Annotated in this window: 17 protein-coding genes and 5 pseudogenes; 7 read left to right on the forward strand and 15 right to left on the reverse strand. The window is 70.0% G+C overall.

Going from position 1 to position 21,826, the window contains the following annotated elements; translation table 11 throughout:
• Positions 1-35: 35 nt before the first annotated feature.
• The 5 genes from OG936_RS35585 to OG936_RS35605 all read right to left on the reverse strand — a co-directional run bounded on the left by OG936_RS35585 (position 36) and on the right by OG936_RS35605 (position 3,244).
• Entirely contained in the window at positions 36-626 is a 591-nt protein-coding gene (locus OG936_RS35585; protein WP_406499931.1) for a hypothetical protein, read from the reverse strand.
• A complete protein-coding gene (locus OG936_RS35590) occupies positions 623-898 on the reverse strand; it encodes an SHOCT domain-containing protein (RefSeq protein ID WP_406499932.1) in 276 nt (91 codons plus the stop codon). Before OG936_RS35590 ends, OG936_RS35585 begins: the two co-directional genes overlap by 4 nt.
• 521 nt (positions 899-1,419) lie before the next feature.
• Positions 1,420-2,382, reverse strand: coding sequence for a hypothetical protein (locus tag OG936_RS35595; protein WP_406499933.1), 963 nt, complete (start codon positions 2,380-2,382; stop codon positions 1,420-1,422).
• A complete protein-coding gene (locus OG936_RS35600; protein WP_406499934.1) occupies positions 2,379-2,990 on the reverse strand; it encodes a cytochrome b N-terminal domain-containing protein in 612 nt (203 codons plus the stop codon). Before OG936_RS35600 ends, OG936_RS35595 begins: the two co-directional genes overlap by 4 nt.
• A gap of 65 nt (positions 2,991-3,055) precedes the next feature.
• Positions 3,056-3,244, reverse strand: coding sequence for a hypothetical protein (locus OG936_RS35605; protein ID WP_406499935.1), 189 nt, complete (start codon positions 3,242-3,244; stop codon positions 3,056-3,058).
• 190 nt (positions 3,245-3,434) lie between these two features.
• Between OG936_RS35605 and OG936_RS35610 the strand changes: the two are divergent.
• Positions 3,435-3,671: pseudogene (locus OG936_RS35610) on the forward strand (universal stress protein); the annotation flags it as partial.
• A gap of 20 nt (positions 3,672-3,691) precedes the next feature.
• Here the strand turns inward: OG936_RS35610 and OG936_RS35615 are convergent.
• Entirely contained in the window at positions 3,692-4,195 is a 504-nt protein-coding gene (locus tag OG936_RS35615; protein ID WP_406499936.1) for a hydrogenase maturation protease, read from the reverse strand.
• 177 nt (positions 4,196-4,372) lie between these two features.
• Between OG936_RS35615 and OG936_RS35620 the strand changes: the two are divergent.
• Positions 4,373-4,879: pseudogene (locus OG936_RS35620) on the forward strand (4Fe-4S ferredoxin); the annotation flags it as partial.
• Between the two features lie 684 nt (positions 4,880-5,563).
• Positions 5,564-5,854: pseudogene (locus OG936_RS35625) on the forward strand (histidine kinase); the annotation flags it as partial.
• 290 nt (positions 5,855-6,144) lie between these two features.
• Here OG936_RS35625 and OG936_RS35630 read toward each other — a convergent pair.
• The gene (locus OG936_RS35630) at positions 6,145-7,062 is read right to left on the reverse strand and encodes a pyridoxamine 5'-phosphate oxidase family protein (RefSeq protein WP_406499937.1); all 918 of its coding nucleotides are present in this window, start codon (positions 7,060-7,062) and stop codon (positions 6,145-6,147) included.
• Between the two features lie 229 nt (positions 7,063-7,291).
• Here OG936_RS35630 and OG936_RS35635 point away from each other — a divergent pair.
• Positions 7,292-7,657 (forward strand): annotated as a pseudogene (locus OG936_RS35635) (CBS domain-containing protein); the annotation flags it as partial.
• Positions 7,658-7,909: 252 nt separating this feature from the next.
• On the opposite strand, the gene OG936_RS35640 reads toward OG936_RS35635, so the two are convergent.
• The 8 genes and pseudogenes from OG936_RS35640 to OG936_RS35675 form a co-directional block, all read right to left on the reverse strand.
• On the reverse strand, positions 7,910-9,433 hold the full coding sequence (locus OG936_RS35640; RefSeq protein WP_406499938.1) for an aldehyde dehydrogenase family protein: 1,524 nt from the start codon (positions 9,431-9,433) through the stop codon (positions 7,910-7,912).
• A 99-nt stretch (positions 9,434-9,532) separates the two neighbouring features.
• Positions 9,533-10,783 carry a GAF domain-containing protein gene (locus OG936_RS35645; RefSeq protein WP_406499939.1) on the reverse strand — a complete coding sequence of 417 codons (1,251 nt, stop codon included), beginning with the start codon at positions 10,781-10,783 and terminating at the stop codon, positions 9,533-9,535.
• Between the two features lie 105 nt (positions 10,784-10,888).
• Positions 10,889-11,482: an N-acetylmuramoyl-L-alanine amidase gene (locus tag OG936_RS35650; RefSeq protein ID WP_406499940.1), complete on the reverse strand. Its 594-nt coding sequence runs from the start codon at positions 11,480-11,482 to the stop codon at positions 10,889-10,891.
• Between the two features lie 24 nt (positions 11,483-11,506).
• Complete coding sequence (locus OG936_RS35655; RefSeq protein ID WP_406499941.1) at positions 11,507-12,523, reverse strand: acetamidase/formamidase family protein; 1,017 nt, start codon at positions 12,521-12,523, stop codon at positions 11,507-11,509.
• Positions 12,520-14,007 carry an APC family permease gene (locus OG936_RS35660; protein WP_406499942.1) on the reverse strand — a complete coding sequence of 496 codons (1,488 nt, stop codon included), beginning with the start codon at positions 14,005-14,007 and terminating at the stop codon, positions 12,520-12,522. The genes OG936_RS35655 and OG936_RS35660 overlap by 4 nt, the downstream gene beginning before the upstream one ends.
• A gap of 194 nt (positions 14,008-14,201) precedes the next feature.
• A pseudogene (locus OG936_RS35665) lies at positions 14,202-15,096 on the reverse strand (esterase-like activity of phytase family protein); the annotation flags it as partial.
• A gap of 211 nt (positions 15,097-15,307) precedes the next feature.
• Positions 15,308-16,672: an SWF or SNF family helicase gene (locus OG936_RS35670; RefSeq protein WP_406499943.1), complete on the reverse strand. Its 1,365-nt coding sequence runs from the start codon at positions 16,670-16,672 to the stop codon at positions 15,308-15,310.
• Positions 16,669-19,563, reverse strand: coding sequence for a DEAD/DEAH box helicase (locus OG936_RS35675; RefSeq protein ID WP_406499944.1), 2,895 nt, complete (start codon positions 19,561-19,563; stop codon positions 16,669-16,671). The genes OG936_RS35670 and OG936_RS35675 overlap by 4 nt, the downstream gene beginning before the upstream one ends.
• 281 nt (positions 19,564-19,844) lie before the next feature.
• Between OG936_RS35675 and OG936_RS35680 the strand changes: the two genes are divergently transcribed.
• The 3 genes from OG936_RS35680 (at position 19,845) to OG936_RS35690 (ending at position 21,802) form a co-directional block, all read left to right on the forward strand.
• Positions 19,845-20,933, forward strand: a complete 1,089-nt coding sequence (locus tag OG936_RS35680; protein ID WP_406499945.1) for a fatty acid desaturase family protein — start codon at positions 19,845-19,847, stop codon at positions 20,931-20,933.
• Positions 20,934-21,020: 87 nt separating this feature from the next.
• Complete coding sequence (locus OG936_RS35685; RefSeq protein ID WP_114248565.1) at positions 21,021-21,203, forward strand: hypothetical protein; 183 nt, start codon at positions 21,021-21,023, stop codon at positions 21,201-21,203.
• Between the two features lie 68 nt (positions 21,204-21,271).
• Positions 21,272-21,802, forward strand: coding sequence for an MOSC domain-containing protein (locus OG936_RS35690; RefSeq protein WP_406500756.1), 531 nt, complete (start codon positions 21,272-21,274; stop codon positions 21,800-21,802).
• Positions 21,803-21,826 lie beyond the last annotated feature (24 nt).

The following is a 21,826-nucleotide window of genomic DNA, read 5'->3' on the forward strand; positions in this document are numbered from 1 at the left end:
TTCCTCAACGAGCGGCGCACCTGAGCCGGCTGGCGCTAGCGGCCGGCGACGTCGAGTTCGGTGTACATACCGGCCAGGTAGTGGCCGGGGATGTTGCAGACCAGTTCGTAGCGGCCGGGCCGCAGCGTCAGCGTGATCCATCCGGTCGTTCCCGGGGCGATGCCGTCTCCCGCGCCCGCGCCGCAGCTGCGTGACGCCTCGCCGAGGCTGCCTGTCTCATCGATGCGCCTGTCCGGACCGGTAGGCCGCTGTCCTGGGGCCTGGGCCGCGGACAGCGGCAGCACCATCACCTCGTGCGTGAGGTATCCGGCGTTGACCGCGCGCAGCGACACTGTTCCGGCCGTGACGGTGGTGGGGTGAGCGATCAGGCGCATCATGCGCATTCCGCTCCAGCCGGGGCCTGGACCGCTGGGGTGGCCCATATCGGCCAAGGTCACCTGCACCACCCGACCGGGCAGCGGGGGCGCTGTGCACCGCGCGGCGCTCGGCGCCCGCCAGATGGCGGGGTGTGGACCGCGGAAGGCGCCGGTCGTGGCCAACAGCGCCGTCGTGGCAATGCCCAGCAGCAGCGCCGCGGCGGCACCGCCCAGGACCAGCCACATCCGGCGTTGGCGGTCTGTGTTCACCGCTGTTCCCGCAGCAGCGCGAGGCGACGTTTGTATTCGTCCTCGCCGATTTCCCCGCGGGCGAACCGCTCGGCGAGCAGGTCCTCTGCTCGCCTGCCTCCCCACCCATGCTCGCCGGAGGGAGGCGAGCCGGGCTGGTGGCCACGGTGGGCGCTGGTCAGGTAGTGGACAAGGGCAACGATGCCAGCGATCAGCAATGCGAAGAACAGCACCATGACCACCGTCATGACGAACCAGCCGCCCCAGCACCAGCCGCCGTCGTACCACATCATGCCGATCACTTCCTTTGGCTGGTTCCCTCAAATCCAGCGTGGGTGAGGAACGCCTTCGAGGGAAATCGGGAGCATGGCTTCCGGTGCTGGGCCGAACGGCCCCAGGGGCTCATGCCCGCGGTCTGAAGATCGATCGCAGCGTGAGGCCGCCGTACCGCCGCCCATCCCCCGAGCGGCGCCGCAGCGCATGCGGTCGCCGGGTGCGAGCAGGCTGGTGAGCTCCGCGATCGCCTCCCGGGAGGGCTTGAAGCAGCGGCGCACCACCGCCGGACGAGGCGAGCTACGCCGCCGCGTTCCGGCAGACCCTGAACGCGGTGAGCACCGGGAAGGGCAACATCCCGGCCACGCCCGACGTCAGTCCCGTCCAGGTGACTGCGGACCTGCCCAAGGTACGCTCGGCCCGGACCGCGCGAACCTGGATGTCGCCTTGCACGGCAAGGCCCTCGCAAGTCCCGGGCAAGCAGGCCGCCGTCGAGTACATCGTGATCGGCGAGTCCGAGGTGATACGGGTGCCCGTACCGTCAGTGCTGCCGCGTCGTCCGGCGTGAGCGGTAGTAGTCGCGCCAGACGAGGCGGTAGATTCCAGTCCATCGCGGGATCGACCGGACGCCTGGAATGAACGGCACCAGGACGAACGCGAGGGTGAGCAGAGCCATCAGGCTCCAGACCAGGGCGTCGGCGTTGCCTGAGCTGCTGAACGGTTCGATCTGGTACCAGAACGTGTACAGCCACAACCAGGGCTGACCGGGATAGTTGCCGGTCTCGTTCATCATCCCCCACTGGTCGCCGGCCAGGTGTCGGGCGCGGGCCTGGTCTTCGAGGTACGAGCCGTCGCCCAGGAAGAGCAGCGGTTTGGTGTAGTCCGTCTCGTAGAAGTGCCCGACAGCCAGTAGTTGGCCGTCCAGTGCCCCCGTCTTTGCGAGCTCCAGCAGGCGGGAGGTCAGGACGGGAACGGGGCCGTAGTCGCCGGGCGCGACCAGGGCCGGGTCGCCTCCGGGGGCCTTGCCGAGCGCGTTGGTGTAGGCGGCGGCCCATTGCTGTTGACGGCGGGCGGGGGCGGTGCGCCAAGCGGCCAGCCCGAAGGATACGGCAGCAGGTTCCGGTGCGGCGGTGAGCGGGCGGAGCACGAAGTCGCGTGCGGTGTCGATCGGTGTGGTCACCCCGGCGGCGCGTTGGAGGTTCACCGGCCCGATCTTCTGCCCGGCACCCGGGGTGGTGGTGTACGGGGGGCCGTACTGCGCGGTGCCGCTGGTGCCGCCCAGTTCGGCGACGGCGGTGGCGGTGAAGTCGTTGGGGGCGGCCCTCGCCCAGCGGGCCAGGGTGATCGGTTTCTCGTCGGGTGAGGAGAAGACCGCCGCGAGCCCGACCGTCAGCAGTGTGGTCGCCACCAGCGCGATGGTGAGCTCCTTGACCAGGTCGTACGGCCGCTGAGGGAAGGCGCCGGGGTCGGGCACCGGTTCGCCGTGGGCCTTTCGTGCCCTCATGCGGGCTCCCGTGATCTGTCGGGGACGGGCTCGGGCGTGGTGGTCCCGATGGGCGGCACCACGCCACGCAGCCGCACCAGCAGCATGTGCCACACCGCGAGGATGGCCACTGCCACGGGCAGCAGCACGATGTGCCACATGAACATCTGACCGAAGTTCAGCACGTTGAACCAGGCGCCGATGCCCACCGAGTTCAGGCCGTCCCTGGCCTGGCCCGCGATCCACTGGGAGTCGAAGTTCTGCTGCACCAGGTAGCCGGTGAAGGCGGCGCCGATCGAGGCGATGAAGACGACGGCCCCGGTGATCCAGGTCAGTGCCCGCCGTCCGCGCCAGGCGGCCATGAAGAACTTTCCCCACAGGTGGACGACCATGACGAACATGAACAGTTCGACGCTCCACAGGTGCAGGCTGTTGATGTACCTGCCGACGCCCGATACGTGCCACCACGCGGGGCCGAAGAGCGCCAGGACGCATCCGGTGGTGATGACGACCACCAGACTGGACAGGGTGAGGACGCCGAACACGTAGATCCAGGAGGCCACGTACTCCGGCTGGGTGGTGGGCAGCAGCTTGTCCGGGGGCAACGCGCGCAGGGCGCGCCGCTGCACAGCGCTGGTCCACCCTCCTGCCGAGTTGTCATCCGGGCCACGGGTCCGGCCCCCTGCGGCGCCGCTCATCGCCGCTGCCGACCGCGGGGGAAGGGCAGCAGTAGCGCCAGCGCGAAAACGATCAGCATCAGGGCGATGACCACAAGGTTTGCCGCCGAGATCTGCAGTACGCCCCAGTGGACGTAGTACCCGGTGCCGCCCAGATCCACGGGCGCACCCAGGACATGTTCTGGGAGCGTCGGTCCGTCTGCCATCGCGGCCACCCCTTTCCCGGTTTGGCGTCCACTTACCGAGGACTACCAGCAGGATCGAGTCCACGCCCGCTGCGGCCCGCCATCCGACGCAGAGTTTTGCCCGTTCGCGGTCTCGGCTGGGTGGTGAGGCCGATCTCCGACTCGGGGCGGCGCCGGAAGGGTCCTGCACAGGTGGGCTTCGGCGTCCGTAGTGGCGCCGCGTACCAGGTGCCGATCGGCGCGACAACGCCGTCGAGAGCTTCGTCGCCGTCATCCGGACTTCGACGTCTCGGTCGAGGTACTGCCCGAGGACGCGGTGATCGCCCTCCTGCACGAGGGGCACCATGCCGAGGCGCTGATCATCGGGGAGCGAGGCCGTGGCGGGCTCACCGGACTTCTGCTCGACCCGGTCAGCCTGGCCGTGGCCGCGCGTGCCCATGGTCCTGCCGTCGTCGTGCCAGTTCGCGCCTATCGGCTGCCGGGAGAACCCACGTGCAGCGCGATTTCTTCCGCGATCCGTTCGGTGAGCGGCTCCACGATGGCTGCGACGGGTGCTGACAGGCCGGTGCCCAGGCTGCTGTTGGCTCCCTCGATGGCGTAGACGACCAGTTGTCCGGGCAGGCGGTCCAGTTCGCGGGCGAGTTCGACGGCGTCGCCGAGTCCGAGCCCGTGGGAACTCGTCGCACCGCCTGTCCGCGACAGCCGCCCACCATCCAGTTTCAGGCGATGTAGCCGACCGGGATGGCCGGGGTGTGCGTGTGCGGCGTCCACCACGATGGCAAGGTCGGCGTCTTCCCACAGAGCGATCAGTCGGGCGGGGTCGCCGTCGCACACCAGAAGGGCGGTCCCGCTCGGCAGTGGCCGTTCCTCGGCCCGTTCTGCCAGCTGGGCCACGACGGCCCAGCCCACACCGTCGTCGTGGCGGAACTCGTTCCCGACGCCGATGACGGCGATCCGCGTAGTGAGGTTCACGCGCTTGCCCCTTCCCGCCGGACAGGCTCGCCAGTTGTACCGGGTCCGCGCCAGGTCCGTACGGGGTGACGGAAACAGCCACCTGGACCACGCAGGGGCCGGTCGGCTCATGATGGGCAGCAGGTGCGTGCGCATACTGGCCGGGCAAGCATCATCGGCGGCGTCGGAAGGTTGGCGATGGCGGACGACGGCGGCACGGCCGCGGTGATCGACAAGGACGGCCTGGACGCGCTGATCACGGTCCTGGCCGGGCGGGGCCGGACGGTCGTGGGACCGACCGTCCGCGACGGGGCGATCGTCCTGTCCGAGATCTCCGGCGGTGCGGAACTCCCCTACGGCTGGGGAGTCGAGTTGGAGGCAGGCGTCTACCGGCTGCGTGCCCGCGAGGACGGCGCCGTGTTCGCGCACAGCGCGGGCCCTCAGTCCTGGAAGACGTTTCTGCACCCGCCGCGGGAGCGGCAGTGGACAGCCGATCGCGGTGCCGACGGCGAGCTGGTGGTGACCGAGGACCGGACATCACCGCCGTCGTACGCGTTCCTCGGCGTGCGCCCCTGTGACCTGCGGGCCATCGCGATCCAGGACCGGGTGCTGACCGGCGGGATGTACAGCGACCCGGCGTACCGTGGGCGTCGTGAGCGGGCCTTCTTGGTGGCGGCGGAGTGTACCGAGCCGGGTGCCACCTGCTTACCTCCCGGGCGGCACGGATTCCTAGGCGGCGCGACACCATGGCTCTGGCCCGGGTCACTCCCGCGACCCATCCCGCTCCCACCGGGACCTCCCCCGGAGAGCCCCTCTGAGGGCACAGGGGAGGCGCCGAGTCGTGCGACGTCTGCCACCACGCTGTTGACGAGGGAAGCCATGCGTTGCTGCGCTCGGCGCTGCAGGAGGGCGACTTCGCGATCCGACTCCGCAAGACACCGCGCCGCCTCGCTTTTAGCCAGGCCGCTGGCCTGCGCGGCGCTCTCCGCCCGTACCTCACGGGCGCGGATCCGGGCCCGCCTCACGATCTTCTCGGCCTTGTCGGCAGTGGCCCGTCGGTTCTGTTCCGCCTGTTGAGCGGCCTCCTCGCAGATCCGCTGTGCCTCGGTCTCGGCCTGCTCCAGGCGAGAGAGTACTGGGACCAGTTCGGCTGAGAGGTCCGCCGAACGATCTGCGGGCACACCCGTAGGGGCCGCCGGGCCCGGCGAGCCAGCCGGACGGAACCGCATCAGGAAGTCCCTGAACGCCGCCACGAAAGCTCCTTAAGGTGTATCCCCATATCAGTGTCCGCGGCGGCAACACCGCTGTCGCCCTGGACTGGGCCGATCGGCCAGCACTGATGCGCATGGGTCTCTTCGCAGCTCGTCGGATGGGTGCCCGACCGGTCAACGAGATCTGCACGACTTGGCCATTCGGCGGCTGTTCGCGACGGGGATGGCGCTGCAGAGCGTGGTGAGGCTCGTGGATCAGCCAGAGGTGAGCGAGCGGTTGCTGCGTGCGGTGGATGATCTGGACGAGACCATCAAGATCATTCGGTCCACCATCTTCGGCCTCCGTGTCCGTGACTCGGGCCGGGCCGGCCAGGGGCTGCGTGCTCGGACGGCGACCGTGGTCGAGCAGGCCGCACGGACCCTGGGCCTCCAGCCGTCCCTGCGGATGGGCGGGCTAGGGCAGGCCGACAGGATCGTCCTCGCGTGCCCCTGAGACCGCCGGAACGGGTGTCGAGTTCGGCGTACGGCATGACTCGGTCGAAATTAGCCGTACATGGAAGTCAAGGCTGCCCTGGAGGCAGATTGAGCGCCACGGCCACGCGCCGTAGACCAGCGCTGTTACGTGTTCGTCGGCGAGCAGGGTCCTGCATCGCCAAAGCTTGCCTGCGCGAGTCGGCGGGCCCATTGGTCGGGACTGTGCGGTCAGGACTGGATCGTGGTCGTGGAATGCCCGCCGGGCGAGCGGCAGTCGGCTGTCGGTCACTGATCAGCCGGACTGATGCGCCGCCCTGTGAGGCGCGTGGGCCGGATCGACACCCATGTGTTGCGCTCGTCCCCTGCCCAGGGCGTGGTATGGGCGCGATCGGCGAGCTGCCGCAGTGCGTCGGGCTCTGTAACGATCCGCGCAGGGCCTACGGCAAGCACGCTCCAGCCTTGGCTCATGGCCTCGTCCACGTGGTCGACCTCGAATGCGACATCTGTTCCCCCGGCTGTCGCGGGCACTGAGTCAGGCGCGGTCCGGAAAGCGATCGTGTCATCGATGACCTCGTAGTTCACTGGAAAGACTGCCGGGCCATCGGGTGTTGACACCGCGATGCGTCCTACGCCGTGTGTGGAGAGCCGGGCGCGGCATTCGTCGGGGTCCAGGTCCTGCAGCCGGGGGTGCAGGAGCGCCTGGCCCTGGCCGGGGGGCAGATCGATGCCGCCTCCGCGCAGGGCTGCGACGGTGGTGCCGAGCGCGTCGGCCAGGCTGATGAGACTCGCCAGACTCGGGTCGGCCGGCTGTTGTTCGAGGTATGCCAGGTATTCCGGCGCCATTCTGGCGCGGCGGGCTGTTTCTGCACGGCTGAGCCCCTGCCGCTCACGTTCCGTGGCCACGCGTCGGCCGATGTCGCCGGGGTTGGGTGCCTCATCGAGCCGGACCCCGGCGGATTCGGCACCGGCCTCGGCCATGCCAGGCCGGGACGGCTCGCGGAATCTGCCGGGCCGGTGCTCAAGGTGCCGGATATGGGCGTCGGGCCCGGGGAACACAAGCGTCACCTGGTCGGTATCCGACCAGTGCACGTCGTAGGGAGGGGTTCCGTCCTCGTGGTGGAGTCCGACAATCTCGCCGTCGCGCCTGCTGGCGCCGGTGGCCGGGCTTTCGACAACAAGCTGATCGCCGAGGTGAGCTCGCATGATCGCCGCCGTTTCCTCATCATGGTGCTGTACCCAACGTGCCATGCATGACGTGTCACCGCACGGGACGAGAAGCCGTGATTCCGGAGGGCCGAGGGGGCTGGTATCGGGCCCACTGGTTCACCGACGAGTGGGGCCGGGCCGCCTGCGCGGCTCGCGGGCGACACAGGTCCTGACCCACTTGGCACATGATCATTACTGGTCGTCACATCCCGAAAGGAGAAGCCGCATGCACCACCGATCGGTCGCAGAGCTCATGACCAGAGACGTCGTCCGGGCACGGCGTGACCTGCCGTTCAAAGAGACCGTCAAGCTGCTGGCAGAGAACGATGTCACAGCGGTACCCGTAGTCGATGAACTGGATCGCCCCATGGGTGTCGTGTCCGAGGCCGACCTGCTGCGCAAGTCTTCCGACCAGGTTGATCCGTCGGGCCGGACACCGATTCCGCACCTGGAGGCGTGGGAGCGGGCCAAGGCCGAGGGGGCCAGGGCCGGGGAACTGATGTCGGCTCCCGCGGTGTGTGCGCGTCCGGAGTGGACCGTGGTCGAGGCGGCCCGCCTCATGGAGGTACAGAACGTCAAACGGCTGCCCGTCACAGGAGCATTCCAACCGGCTCATCGAGGAGTCGATGCAGGAGTGGAGTCGGCGCAGTGAGGACGGCAGTCCTACGGGCTGATCCGCAATCTGGCCCGTGTATGGCCCGGAACTGCTGGTCAGGACTGGGATGCGGGCGGGAGGAACTGGGAGAAGGGGCGCATTTCGACGCCGCCGTGGTTGGAGCGCGCGCGCTCCCAGAAGGCGCTTGATCTGGGTAAAGCCCCAGGTCAAGCGCCTTCTTTCGTGCCGTTAGAAGAAGCCGAGCTTCTTCGGGGAGTAGCTCACTAGCAGATTCTTCGTCTGCTGGTAGTGCTCCAGCATCATCTTGTGGTTCTCGCGGCCGATCCCCGACTGCTTGTACCCGCCGAAAGCGGCGTGCGCCGGGTACGCGTGGTAGCAGTTCGTCCAGACCCGGCCGGCCTGGATGGCGCGGCCCGCCCGGTACGCGGTGTTGATGTCGCGGGTCCACACGCCCGCGCCGAGGCCGTACAGGGTGTCGTTCGCCGTGGCGATCGCGTCGTCGAAATCGGTGAAGGACGTGACCGCCACGACCGGGCCGAAGATCTCCTCCTGGAAGACCCGCATCCGGTTGTCGCCCTCGAAGATGGTCGGCTGGACGTAGTAGCCTCCCGCCAGCTCCCCGTCGTACTCGATGCGCTGACCACCCGTGAGGACATTTGCGCCCTCCTGCTGGCCGATGTCCAGGTACGAAAGGATCTTCTGCAGCTGGTCGTTGGAGGCCTGGGCGCCGATCATCGTGTTCGTGTCCAGCGGGTGCCCCGGCACGATCTTCTCCGTGCGGGCGATGCCCGCCTCCAGGAATTCGCCGTAGTGGCCGCGCTGGATCAGCGCGCGCGAGGGGCAGGTGCAGACCTCGCCCTGGTTGAGGGCGAACATGGTGAATCCCTCAAGGGCCTTGTCACGGAAGTCGTCGTCCGCGTTCCACACGTCGTCGAAGAAGATGTTCGGCGACTTGCCGCCCAGTTCCAGCGTCACCGGCTTGATGTTCTCGGAGGCGTACTGCATGATCAGCCGCCCCGTCGTGGTCTCACCGGTGAAGGCGATCTTCGCGACGCGCGGGCTGGAGGCGAGCGGCTTGCCGGCTTCCGCGCCGAAGCCGTTGACGATGTTGACGACGCCGGGCGGCAGGAGGTCGGCCACTAGCTTCAGCCATACGTGGATGGAGGCCGGGGTCTGTTCGGCCGGTTTGAGGACCACCGCGTTGCCGGCGGCGAGCGCCGGGGCCAGCTTCCACGTCGCCATCAGGATCGGGAAGTTCCACGGGATGATCTGCGCGACGACGCCCAGCGGCTCGTGGAAGTGGTACGCGACCGTGTCGTCGTCGATCTCGCCGAGCGACCCCTCCTGGGCGCGCAGCGCACCGGCGAAGTAGCGGAAGTGGTCGATGGCCAGAGGGAGGTCCGCGGCCAGGGTCTCCCGGACCGGCTTGCCGTTGTCCCAGCTCTCGGCGACCGCCAGCTCCTCCAGATGAGCCTCCATCCGGTCGGCGATCCGGTTGAGGACGCAGGCGCGCTCGCCCGCCGCGGTCGCTCCCCACGCGGGGGCCGCGGCGTGTGCCGCGTCCAGGGCCCGTTCGACGTCCTCGGCAGTGCCGCGGGCGATCTCGGTGAAGGGGCGGCCGTTGACGGGACTGGGGTTCTCGAAGTACTGGCCACGGGCGGGCGGGACGTACGCGCCGCCGATCCAGTGGTCGTAGCGGGACTCGTACGAGACGATGGCGCCCTCGGTGCCCGGCGCAGCGTAACGGGTCATCTCTGTGGCCTCCCGGATCCGGTGCCGCCCGCCGTTGGACGGCCCTCGGGACGAGGGTAGACAGCGGCCCGTTGCAACCCCGTTGCACGGGGAACACCACTATCCCTGCTCGGTCTCCAGCGTCCGGACCCTGGCGAGCAGTGCCGGGCGCCGACCCGCGGGGACGGCCGCCGCGAGCGCCCTCCAGACCGGGAGGTCGTCCTCGCCCCAGGGGCTGTACGCCCAGTCGGCCAGCAGGCCCGGGTCACCGCGCGCGACCAGTGCGGCCCGCAGCTGCTCGTCGAGCCGGCGCCGCAGCCGGATGACGGACGGCGCCTGCGAGCCCGGCAGCAGCGGACCCGCGTAGGCGCTGAGCGCCGCCGCCACCGCACCGGACGCCAGTCTGCGCGCCACCGTGTCGAAGTCGGCGTCGACCGGCGCGGAAAGACGGTAGGGGCGGGAGAGGAGCAGTTCGGGGCCGAGCAGTCGTCGCAGCCGGGAGAGTTCGGCCCGCAGCGTCACCGGGGTCACCGACTCGTCCTCGTACAGCTCGACGAGGAGCTCGTCGCCACCGAGGCCTTCGGGATGGCGGGCCAGGCTCACCAGGAGCTCGCTGTGCCGCCTGCTGAGCCGGACCGTGCGGCCTCCGGCGACGAGCAGCGCCTCGTCCCGGCCCAGCGCGCTGAGCCGCACGGTCTCGCCGGCCGGCGCGGGCGCGAGGAGCGCCAGCTGAGACTCGGCGGCGCGGGCCACCGCCTGCACGAACGCCAGGCTGTGCGGATGCGCGAGCCGGTTCCCGCCGGTGATGTCCACGGCGCCCAGGACCCGTCCCGTGTGCGGGTCGTGGAGCGGTGCCGCCGCGCAGGTCCACTGCTGGACCGGCCGCAGGAAGTGCTCGGCGGCGAAGACCTGCACCGGCCGGTCCACGGCGATGGCCGTACCCGGCGCGTTCGTGCCGGCCACGGACTCGGCCCAGCGGGCGCCCTCCACGAAATTCATCCGGCCCGCCGCCCGCCGGGTCGTCGCGTGTCCTTCGACCCACAGCAGCCTGCCGAGCGCGTCGCACACCGCGAGAAGGTGTTCGCCGTCCGTCGCGTACGCGCTCATCAGCTCGCGGATCACCGGCATGGCCGGGGCCAGGGGGTGCCCGTCCCGGTACGGTCCGAGGTCGTCCGCGCCCAGCTCGACCAGGGCGGCGCCGTCCGGGCTGACCCGGGCCCGTGCCGAGCGCCGCCACGACTCGCCGACCACCGGGCGCACCGGCCGCTCCAGCCGTCCGGCGGTGGTGAACACCTCGTGCGCATGCCGGAGCTGGCCGAGCCGCTCACCGGGGTCCGCGCCGACCGTGAGGGCCACCCAGGGGTCCGTCAACTCACCCTCCCGTCCAGGGGCGTCGTGCACACCCCATCGTGGCCGCAGCGGACGTCTGTGACAACCGCGGCGCGGAGAGCGACCGGACGTGGTGGGGCGGGCGCGTCAGCCTGCCGAGTAGAGATTGACGAGACGGATGTAGCGCACCCAGTCCCAGTTCGGGCCGGGATCGGTGTGGTCGGTGCCGGGGACCTGGGCATGGCCGAGAATGTGCGCACGGTCCTTGGGGATGCCGTAACGGTCACAGACCGACGCGGTCAGAAGCGCCGACTTCTCGTACAGGGTGTGGGTGAAGTAGGACGGCTGGTCCACCCAGCCCTCGTGCTCGATGCCGACACTGCGCGTGTTGTAGTCCCAGTTGCCCGCGTGCCAGGCGATGTTCTGCTCCCGGACGCACTGGGCGATGTAGCCGTCCGCCGAGCGCACCACGTAGTGCGCGGAGACCTGTTTCGCCGGATTCTGGAAGATCCCGATCGTGTTCGAAAACATCTCCTGGGTGACGTGGATGATCACGTACTGGACCGGATAGGCCGAAGGGCGGTTCGACGCCGTGTAGTTGGACGTGGAGGCGGACGTCCAGTGGGCGAGTGGATAGTCCGTATCGCCCGCCGCCGCGGAAGCCGCGGCGCGGGCCGAGGCGGGGAGCAGAGCGGCGGCCGCCGTCACGGCGGCGCCCTGAAGAATCCTTCTGCGGTGCATGAACACTCCTGTGGGGGGAGGGAGTCAGGGATTGGACAGTAGCGTCGCGGTCTCCCGCAGATGGCGGTGGAGTCCGCGATGGGGATCGCCTGTGGGCAGCCACTCCTTGCGGATCTTGGCCACACAGGTGTAGTTGGTGTCGCATACATTGGCCAACGGTGCCTCGCCGGCCTGGCCGACCAGCTGATAGGCGTCGAGTTCCGACAGACCGTAATCACGCGCCAGCCACTGCACCAGGTCCAACTGCGAGATACGGAAGGCATCTTCGAGCGGACGGGCGGAGCCGGTCGACATCAGATGCGTGTCGGACTCGATGCGCGGCCACGGTGTCGTGACACTCTTCAGCAGCTCGACCAGTACCACCGTGTTCATCGCACACTCCACGGCGACTCCGCAGGTCTCGCCCTCGCCCTGACGGGCGTGCCCGTCCCCGAGACTCAGCAGCGCACCCTCGACATTGACGCCCAGATAGCAGGTGACACCCGCCCGCATCTCGGGCGTGTCCATGTTCCCGCCGTGCGCGTCGGGCACCAGTGCGGACCGTACCTCCAGATTGGCCGGCGCCACCCCGACCGTGCCGTGCATCGGGTCCATCGGCAGCTCCACCCGGATGTCACTGTCCCGGGCGCTGAACAGACAGGTGCGGCGCGCCCGGTCCAGCTGCCACATCCACACCACTTCGGGCAGCGGGGCCTGCAGTGACGCGGTGGTGTGCGTGGAGGTGAGCGCGCCGAAGAGCGGCACGGTCGTCGAGGCGGCCCAGTCCCTGGCCGGTTCGATGGAGACGAAGTGCACCGCTACGGTGTCCCCGGGTTCCGCGCCCACCACATGGAAGGGACCGGTCTGCGGGTTGAGGAAGGGGAACTCGCAGACCTCGGAGACCAGGTCCTTCTCCGAGCGTACCCGGCCGGCGAAGCAGTCCTCCGTATACACGTCGAGGAAGGTGCCCGGCTCGATACGGGCGACCGGCGCCGCTCCGCCGAAGGTCCAGGCGTACTCGCCCTCCTTGGGGCGGACGGTGAGGATACGGGGGTCGTTCATCGCTGCACTGCTCCTGTCCTGGGCTCCCCGGCCTGCCCCGGGTCCTCGTCGAGATGGATCCGTCCGGTCTGTGCCACCCGTTCCGGATGCCTGCGCAACAGCACCACCAGCACAACGATCCCGATCAGCATCCAGACACCGACGACCGGACCCGCGTACGAGACCGGCGCACTGAGCTCCGAGACGAAGTCGAAGACCGGAATCCCTGCGGCCGTCAGCAGCGGGGGCACGAACGCCGCGATGCCCAGGACGGGGAAGAGAAGATGGAGTACGGGGTTGAACGCCTCGCGCCGGCGCCGCAGGAAGTACCCGGCGCAGGCCAGATTCACGACGATGTACACACCGATGATGACGGTGACGATCACGGTGGCCAGCAGCACGAACGCGGTCACCGGGTCGTAGGCGAAACCCAGTCCGAGTGCCGCGCCGATCGCGATCACGAACTGCACGGCCACTCCGGTGACGGGGGAGCGGCGGCGCGGATGGAGGCGCGCGAACGCCTGCGGGAACACCCCGATGCGACCGAGGGCGAAGGCCGTCCGAGTCGACACGTTGGCGCACGCATTGGAGTTGGCCACCGTCGAGTTGACCACGGCGAGGAAGAGCAGCACCCAGAACAGCCCGAACGAGGCACGGGCCACGCCCTCCCACGACGCCGCCCCCGCCGTGCCGAACCCGGCGAACCGGTCGGGCCCGAAGTACACGGACATCGCATAGGTCGTGAGGACGTACACCAGTCCGATGGAGAGCGCCGCGCCGAGCACCGCACGACGCATCGTGCGCCGCGGGTTCTTCGTCTCCTCGGCGAGCGGCGCCGCGGCCTCGAAGCCGGCGAACGCCAGCACGGTGTAGACCGAGCCGGCGAAGATCCCGCTGATCCCGTCGAAACCGTCCGCGGTATGTGAAGTGCCGAACACCGAAAGGGTGTTGTCCGAGCCTGCTTGCCCGATGAGCAGCACGGCGAAGCCCACGAAGACGAGCACTTCGAAGATGCCGAGCGCGGTTCCGAACCGGGCGGAGGCCCGTACCCCGAAATACCCGGCGAGTGCGATGACCAACGCGCCCAGCAGCGACCACGGCCACCACAGGTCCGCCGGGTAGGACGACCACTCCTGGTGCAGCGTGCCCGCCGTCGTGAAACCGAGCTGGAGCAGCAGCAGCGCGGGGACCAGCGCCTCCACGAATACATAGCCCCACCCGACGAGAAAGCCGATGGCTGGATGCAGTCCCTGCGCGGAGTAGGTGGCGACCGAACCGGCGGCCGGAAGATGGCGGGCCAGCTCCGCTACGCACGACGCGGTGAACAGACAGGCCACCAGCGCCACGACCACGGACAGCGGAAGACTGCCGCCCGCGAACGCGGCTCCGGACGGAATCGACGCGGCAATGGCGGCGGCGGGCGCCATCGCCGTGATGCTCTGGAAGAGGACCTCGCGCAGCCCGATGGCATCACGTAACAGTCCGCTGCCCGAATCCCCCGACACCTCGTGACTCCCTCTGTCCCACAACCGGAAGGCGTTGTCCGATGTACGGCCGAGTGTCTCGCGCTCTACCGTACGGGCGTCGCGCGGGCGACGGAAGACGGCATGAGCCCAAACGGGTGTGCGGGGCGGGGAGTGCGGTAGATCGCGGACGCGGACAGTTCCGTCGCAGGGACCGGGCCGAGGAAGGAGAGCTGCTCGGAGGTGTCGTCCTCGCCCGGGCCCATGACGTCCACCGCGTCGAACCGGTAGGCGTACTCCGCCGTGACCGCGTGCCTCTTCGTCGAGAAGCGCAGCAGCCGGACATTGCGCGAGGACTCGCCCGCGTCCTGGTCGGGCAGGGTGAGCGGGCTCTGCACCGCCGGCACCAGATCGCCGCCCGGCAACAGGGCGAGCCCCTCGAATCCCCGGTTGAGCCTGCGGTGCAGCAGTAAGCCGGGCAGCGCCTCCACCACCGGACAGTCGGCGCCTGCCAGCCCGAGCCCCTGCGGGACGTAGCGGGTCAGCACCCGGCCCTCGGCGGAGACATGAACCAGCGAGGGGCCGTACTCGTCCACGAGCCGGAACGTGCCGTCGGCGGCACGGACTGCCTTCGGTGTCCAGGCCGCTCGGGTCGTACCCGAGTGGTGTCTTCGCGTCGTACGTGTACGGGGCCTCGTCGCGCCGCGGCTGGTTCGGCAGACCGGTGACGGCGGCGCCGGAGCGCGTGGTCAGGGGAATGGCCTGCAGCACCTGGACGTGCTCGCCGCTGAGGCGCACCTGCACGATCGCCGGGTCGAGACCGGGGACCGGGAAGGTGCGCCGCTTCTTCCCGTCGATTGTGATCTGGCCGTTGGGGCCGCAGTCCGTCACCGTCCAGAACTCGCCCTTGCGCCCGGCCGGGTAGATGCCGCTGACGATACCGCCGAGCAGCACGCCGCGGTCGTCCGAGACCGTCCCCGGGAGCAGCCCGTTACTGAACCCGGCCGGCGGAACGGCACCGACCACGGCGCTCCCGGTGACCCGCGCCGTCCGCTCCGGACGCTCGTGCCGGTCCTGCGCACCTGTGGCCGTTCCCGCGGCGTACACCGTTGTGAGCAGGGCGAGCGGCAGGCCGAAGGCCGGAGAGCGACAACACGCCTGGAGATCAGGCCTCCTGAGACACGATCAGCTCGGATGACCGTCAGGTTGCGCTCTCACCCCCGACGCGCGGTGACATCGAGTTGAACACCGGGGCGGAACGCGACGACGGGCGGGGGCCGGTCAGGACCTCCTGACCGGCCCTGGCCGCCCGGTTCAAGGATGACCCGGCCGCGTGGCGACCTCAGTCGTCCGACCCGCTCGAACTTCCCAGCGCCGCCGCCGGATCGTCGTCCGCCGGGCCTGCCGGAACCCAGTGCCCGTTCTCCTTGCGATAGGGCCACCAGCGCCCGTCCCGCCCGTACCGGAGCTGCACACCGGCTTCCACGGCGGTCCAGTGATTGCCCGTCGACCGGAGCGGTGGCTGCTCGCTCTCCTCCCACGCCGCGGCGAGCCGGGCCCGGGCCCGGGCCAGCGATTCCGGATCCGGCGTCCATTCCTCGTCGAGCACGGTGAGCGCGGCCGCCCCGCCGTACTGCCAGGCACGCACCGCCGCGTCGAGTCCGGCCCGCGACCGCCCTGATCCGGCGGCCAGCCGCGTCGAGATCCAGGGCTCGGGCCGGGCATCCGCGATCAGCCGTACGGCGTCCTGCTGCGGCGTCAACCCGGCTGGGGGCGGCTGCCGTTCATGGCCGGGGGAGAGGGCGTCCGCCAGCATCCGGTGAGCGCGTGCCGCACCGTCCCTCGCCAGGAACTCCAGGACCGCCGGATCGACGCCCGGTTCCGGTTCCGTCTCCGTGTCCAGCGACGGTGCGGGGCCCGGTTCCGCGGGCAGCGGCGGCGGAGCGGGCAGCGGCGGCAGGATGTCCCGCGCGGCGAACGCCTCGTCCGCCCGTACACCCCGGTCCTTCGCCTTCGCGGCCGAGGCGCCGGACCCGTCGCAGGAGGAGGCCGGCCCGTCCGGTGACCGCCCCTCGGCACGGGCGGCGATTCGCTCCTGGAGCTCGTCCAGGAGCCACCGCTCGCCGCGCCCCCGCATGAGCAACAGGACGAACGGATCCCGGTCCAGCAGCCGCGCCACCTGATAACAGAGGGCGGCGGTGTGCGGGCAGTGGTCCCAGGTCTCGCAGGTGCACTCCGGGTCCAGACCGCCGATCCCCGGGAGCAGTTCCACACCGGCCGCCGACGCGTCCTCCACCAGGTGCGGCGGCATCTCGCGGTCGAGGAGCGCCGCGATGTACCCGGCCCGGGCGGCTGCCATGTCCAGGAACCGTCCCCAGTCCGCCTCACTCAGCTCCTGGACGAGTACATCACTGCGGTACGTGGACGAGTCACGGTCCCGGACGACCGCGGTGATCCGGCCGGGCCGCACGGTAACCGCTCCGACCCGGCCCTCGCGGGCGAACCCGCGCCCCTTCTTGAGCTGTGCGCCGTCCAGGGCGGTGTCCTCCAGGGCCTTCAGCCATGCCCGGCCCCACCAGGTCTCCGCGAAGCCGCGGCCGCGCGCGGACGGCAGCGCGGCGAAGGTACGTTCCTGTACCGGAACCGGAAGGTCCCCTGCGTCGGCGGTCTCGGACGCGTACCCGTCACTGTCGTGTGCGTCGTTCATCGCGTGCCCCCTCGCAGCTCCACCAGATCAGCCAGTTCCGCATCCGTCAGTTCGGTCAGCGCCGCCTCGCCGGAGCCGAGCACCGCGTCCGCCAGTCCCTGCTTGCGGGCCAGCATGGCGGCGATCCGGTCCTCGACGGTGCCCTCGGCGATGAGCCGGTGCACCTGCACCGGCTGGGTCTGCCCGATCCGGTACGCGCGGTCGGTGGCCTGCGCCTCCACCGCCGGGTTCCACCATCGGTCGAAGTGCACGACATGGCCTGCCCGGGTGAGGTTGAGCCCGGTGCCGGCCGCCTTCAGGGACAGCAGGAACACCGGGGCTTCGCCCGCCTGGAAGCGGTTCACCATCGCCTCCCGCTCCGCGACCGGCGTACCGCCGTGCAAGAACTGCGTGCGCACCCCGCGGGCCGCCAGATGCTGTTCGAGGAGCCGGGCCATCTGTACGTACTGGGTGAAGACGAGGACACTCGCGTCCTCCGCCAGGATCGTGTCCAGCAGCTCGTCCAGCAGCTCCACCTTGCCCGAACGGTCCTCGATCCGAGGCTCCTTCTCCTTGAGGTACTGCGCGGGGTGGTTGCAGATCTGCTTCAGGGCCGTCAACAGCTTCACGACGAGACCGCGACGGGCGAGGCCGTCGGCGCCGGAGATCGCGGCCAGCGTCTCGCGTACCACTGCCTCGTACAGGCCCGTCTGTTCCGTCGTCAGCGAAACCGTCCGGTCGGTCTCGGTCTTCGGCGGCAGTTCGGGCGCGATGCCGGGATCCGACTTGCGCCGTCGCAGCAGGAACGGCCGCACCAGCGCGGCGAGCCGCTCGGCCGCCGCCGGGTCGCCGCCCTCCGCGGTCCGCGCGTAGCGGGTACGGAACGTGCCGAGCCTGCCCAGCAGACCGGGCGTCGTCCAGTCGAGGATCGCCCACAGCTCGGACAGGTTGTTCTCCACGGGCGTGCCGGTGAGCGCGACCCGTGCCTGTGCGCCGATCGTCCGCAGCTGCTTGGCCGTTGCCGAGTACGGGTTCTTGACGTGCTGAGCCTCGTCGGCCACCACCATGCCCCAGCGGACGTCGGCGAGTTTTGCCGCGTCGAGCCGCATCGTGCCGTACGTGGTGAGGACGAACTCGCCGTCCGCCAGGTCCGCGAGGTTGCGCGACCCGCCGTGGAAGCGACGCACCGGCGTACCGGGCGCGAACTTCTCGATCTCCCGCTGCCAGTTCCCCATGAGTGAGGTCGGGCAGACCACCAGCGTCGGCCCCGCAGCCGATTCGATGTTCTGGCGGTGCAGATGCAGGGCGATCAGGGTGATGGTCTTGCCGAGCCCCATGTCGTCGGCGAGACAGCCGCCGAGGCCGAGCGACGTCATGGTGTGCAGCCAGTTCAGACCGCGCAGCTGGTAGTCGCGCAGTGTGGCTGCCAGGGCCGCGGGCTGACCGACCGTCCGCTGCCCGTCCTGCTGCCCGACGGAATCCGGGTCGGCCACCCGGCGGCTCAGCTGCTCCAGCCAGCCGGAGGCCCGGACCTCGACCCGGCGGCCGTCGACCTCGGTGGAACCGGTCAGCACCGCTCCGAGCGCATCGATCGGAGTGACCTTGCGGTCCTCGCGGGCGCGCTGGACGTCTTCGGGATCGATCAGCACCCACTGGTCGCGCAGCCGCACCACCGGCCTGTTGGCCTCGGCGAGACGGTCGAGCTCGGCGCGGCTGAGCTGCTGGTCGCCCAGGGCGAACCACCACCTGAACGTCAGCAGCGCATCGGCGGACAGCAGCGGCGGGGTGTCCGAGCCGGTCCGCGCGAACCCCTCGTGTTCCTGGTCCGCTCCGTCGTCCGGCGGACCGATGACGGCGCGCGCGGTGAGCTTGCGCGCCAGTTCCCTGGGCCAGTGCACCTGGACCCCGGTCGCGGCGAGTGCCCGCCCGGCTGGGCCGAGGAGTTCGGCGAGCTCTTCATCGGCGGGGTCGACGGAGTCGGGCACCGCGGCCGACAACAGCGGAGCCAGCGGAGGCCAGGCACGGGCGGCCCGGCGCAGCGCCAACAGGGCGTCCATCCGGACCCGCGGGCCGAAGGCGGCCGCGCCCGGCGCGGAGCCGGCCCAGACCTCGGCGGCATCGGCGACCAGCGCCGGATCGCTGACGCTGTGGATCTGCAGGACGGCTCGGAAGGACGGCCCGGCGGTCCGTACCCGGTCCTCGCCCTCGTCCGGCGCCGTCAGCCCCGACGCCTCGACCCGCAGCGAAAGCCGGACGCCCGCGTCGTGCCCGGCCGCGACATCGGTGGCCCAGGCCCGCTGACCGGGTAGATGCTGCGGCGCGTCGACGGCGAACGCCGGGCCACCGGTGGCGCAGGCCGCCGCGGGGGTGCGCGGCAGCCCGTCCGCCACCGCGTCGAGGAACGCGCGCAGCAGCCGCTCGGGTTCGGGCAGCAGCACCGGCTGCGCGGTCCCGTCGAGCGGTACCGCATGGGCCAGAGGCGGCATCGAGGCGGCGAGCTCCCGGATCCGCGACTGATCGTCGGCCGTCAGCGGACCGGCCCGCCAGGCGTCGTGATCGGTGACCGTCAGCCCGGGCAACAGCAAACCCCGGGCAGCGAGTTGCAGCGCGAGGAGAGCAGCGGCGCCCCAGAACGCGGCGGCGCCGGAAGCATGCTCCGAGGTCCGTGCGCGCGTGAGTACGGGCAGCGCGTCGCGGACCGGGAGCAGCAGCGCCGGTACGGCGTACACCCGCGTGTCGGCGCCGACGACGGTCAACTCCTCGACGGAACCGGGAGTATCGGGGGGACTGCTACTGTCCGGATACCAGAAAGCCATACGGCCGGTACGGAAGGGATCCGCGGGCAGGAAGACCACGGAGCAGCCGGAGAGTGCGGAGATCTCGGAGAGCGTTGTCGCAGGAAGCCTGTGCACAGCGATGCCGAATTCCTCAAATTTGACTAGTTGGGGTTCAAGGCGCCGAGGGTACTCCACCACCGCGTGTCCCCGTGAGCGGAATCGCCGTGATCCGGCCCACTTCAGATGACTCGGCAGCCCTGCCCTGCCACCTGCCTCGCTTCGGGGTGCAGCCAGCACCCCCACAGGGGGAGGGGGCTTTCCCCCGGAGTTCCGGGGTGGTGGCGCCATGGCTGACGTACCCCTCGTAACCGTACGTTTCTACAGGTCAGCGCAGCTTTCCAGAGACCGGAGACCTCATGCCCCAGGCCGTAGCCACCGTCGCGGAAGGCGTCCGTGACGGTACGGGAAGTGCTGTAAGTGATGTAGATGCCGGCCGTACCGGAACCGCCCCGAGCCAGGGGAGCGCCTTCGCTCCCCTCCTACGAGCGGTCAAGGGGCAGGGGCTCCTGGAACGGCGCACCGGGTGGTACGCGGCGGGCATCGCCGCCAACCTGGTCGCACTGGGCGCCGTGCTCACCGGCATGTTCCTCCTCGGCAATACGTGGTGGACCCTACTGCTCGCACTGCCGTTGGCGATCTTCTGGTCCCGCACCGCGTTCGTCGGACACGACGCCGGACACGCCCAGATATCCGGCGACCGCGAGGCGAGCCGGGCCATCGGCCTCGTGCACGCCAACCTCCTGCTCGGCATGAACGAGGCATGGTGGAACGACAAGCACGTACGCCACCACGCCAACCCCAACCACATCGACAAGGATCCTGACGTCGGCGTCGGCGCCCTGGTCTGGACCCAGAAGCAGGCGGCCCAGCGAGAAGGCTTCGCCCGCTGGCTCACCCGTAACCAGGCGCGGCTGTTCTTCCCGATGCTGCTCCTCGAAGGCATCGCGCTCAAGATCTCCGGCTTCCAGTACCTGCGGCGGCAGCCCGCCCGCGAACGGGCCCTCTCGGCACTGCTCCTGGTCGCCCATCTCGGCCTGTACGCAACACTGCTGCTCACCGTCATGTCCCCGGGGAAGGCCGTCGTCTTCGCGCTCGTGCACCACGCGTTGTTCGGGCTCCACCTGGGCATGGCGTTCGCGCCGAACCACAAGGGCATGGAGATGCCCGACCCCGACGGCGACCGCTGGGGTCACCTCCAGCGCCAGGTCCTGACCTCGCGCAACGTACGCGGCGGCATCCTCACGGACTGGTTCCTCGGCGGACTCAACTATCAGATCGAGCACCACCTCTTCCCGAGCATGCCCCGCCCGCATCTGCGCCTGGCACAGCCCATGGTGCGCGCCCACTGCGAGGCGATCGGCATGCCGTACGCGGAGACCGGACTGATCGAGTCCTACCAGCAGGCACTCCAGCACATGCACGAGGTCGGCGAACCCCTGCGGTGAGGAAGCCGCGGCAGGCAGGAACCGATGGGGGCGCACAGGCGTTCTCACAGCAGGAGCGGCTTCCGGGCCGCGAAGGAGGCGTGGACGATGTCGAACAGCGCGAAGATTGCCATCGGGGGAGTCGTCGCGGCAGTCATCCTGATGCCGTTCATCGGATTCTGGCTGTCGCTGCTGGTCCTGATCGGAGTTCCGGCGGTCGCCTATCTGCTGCTGGACCCGAGTCAGCGACGCAGGCTGCGCAGGATCACCCGCAAGGAAATAGGCCGCTGAACAATCAGTCGAAGACAAGCTGCCGACAACAAGCCGAAAACAAGGGGGATTTTGCTGTGGGCGGGACCGTGACCGCGGTGAGCAGGAATGAGGCATATTCGTTCACCAAGCCGAACCGGAAGAGCATCACCCTGCTGGCCGGACTCGGCGTGGAGGGAGATGTGCACGCGGGAGTCACGGTCAGGCACCGGTCACGGGTCGCGCAGGACCCCACCCAGCCGAATCTGCGCCAGGTCCATCTCATCCACGCGGAGCTGTTCGACGAATTGCGGGCAGCGGGTTTCGAGGTCGCTCCCGGCGATCTCGGGGAGAACGTCACGACCGGCGGGGTCGATCTCCTAGCCCTGCCCGTCGGCACTCTGCTGCACCTCGGCGACGAGGCAGTCGTCGAGGTCACCGGCCTGCGCAATCCGTGCCTGCAGATCGACACCTTCCAGGACGGGCTCCTCAAGCAGGTCGTCGGCCGGGACGCTACGGGCCGGATCGTGCGCAAGGCCGGGATCATGGGCATCGTCACGGCCGGTGGTGTGGTCCGGCCCGGCGACCGGATCGAGGCCCATGTGCCCGTCGGGCCGCATCGGGCGCTGGAGCGCGTATAGCCGGAGAGCGCGCGGTACGCGGCG

Origin of the sequence: Streptomyces sp. NBC_00846 (assembly GCF_045207325.1) — a bacterium.
Lineage (GTDB): Bacteria > Actinomycetota > Actinomycetes > Streptomycetales > Streptomycetaceae > Streptomyces.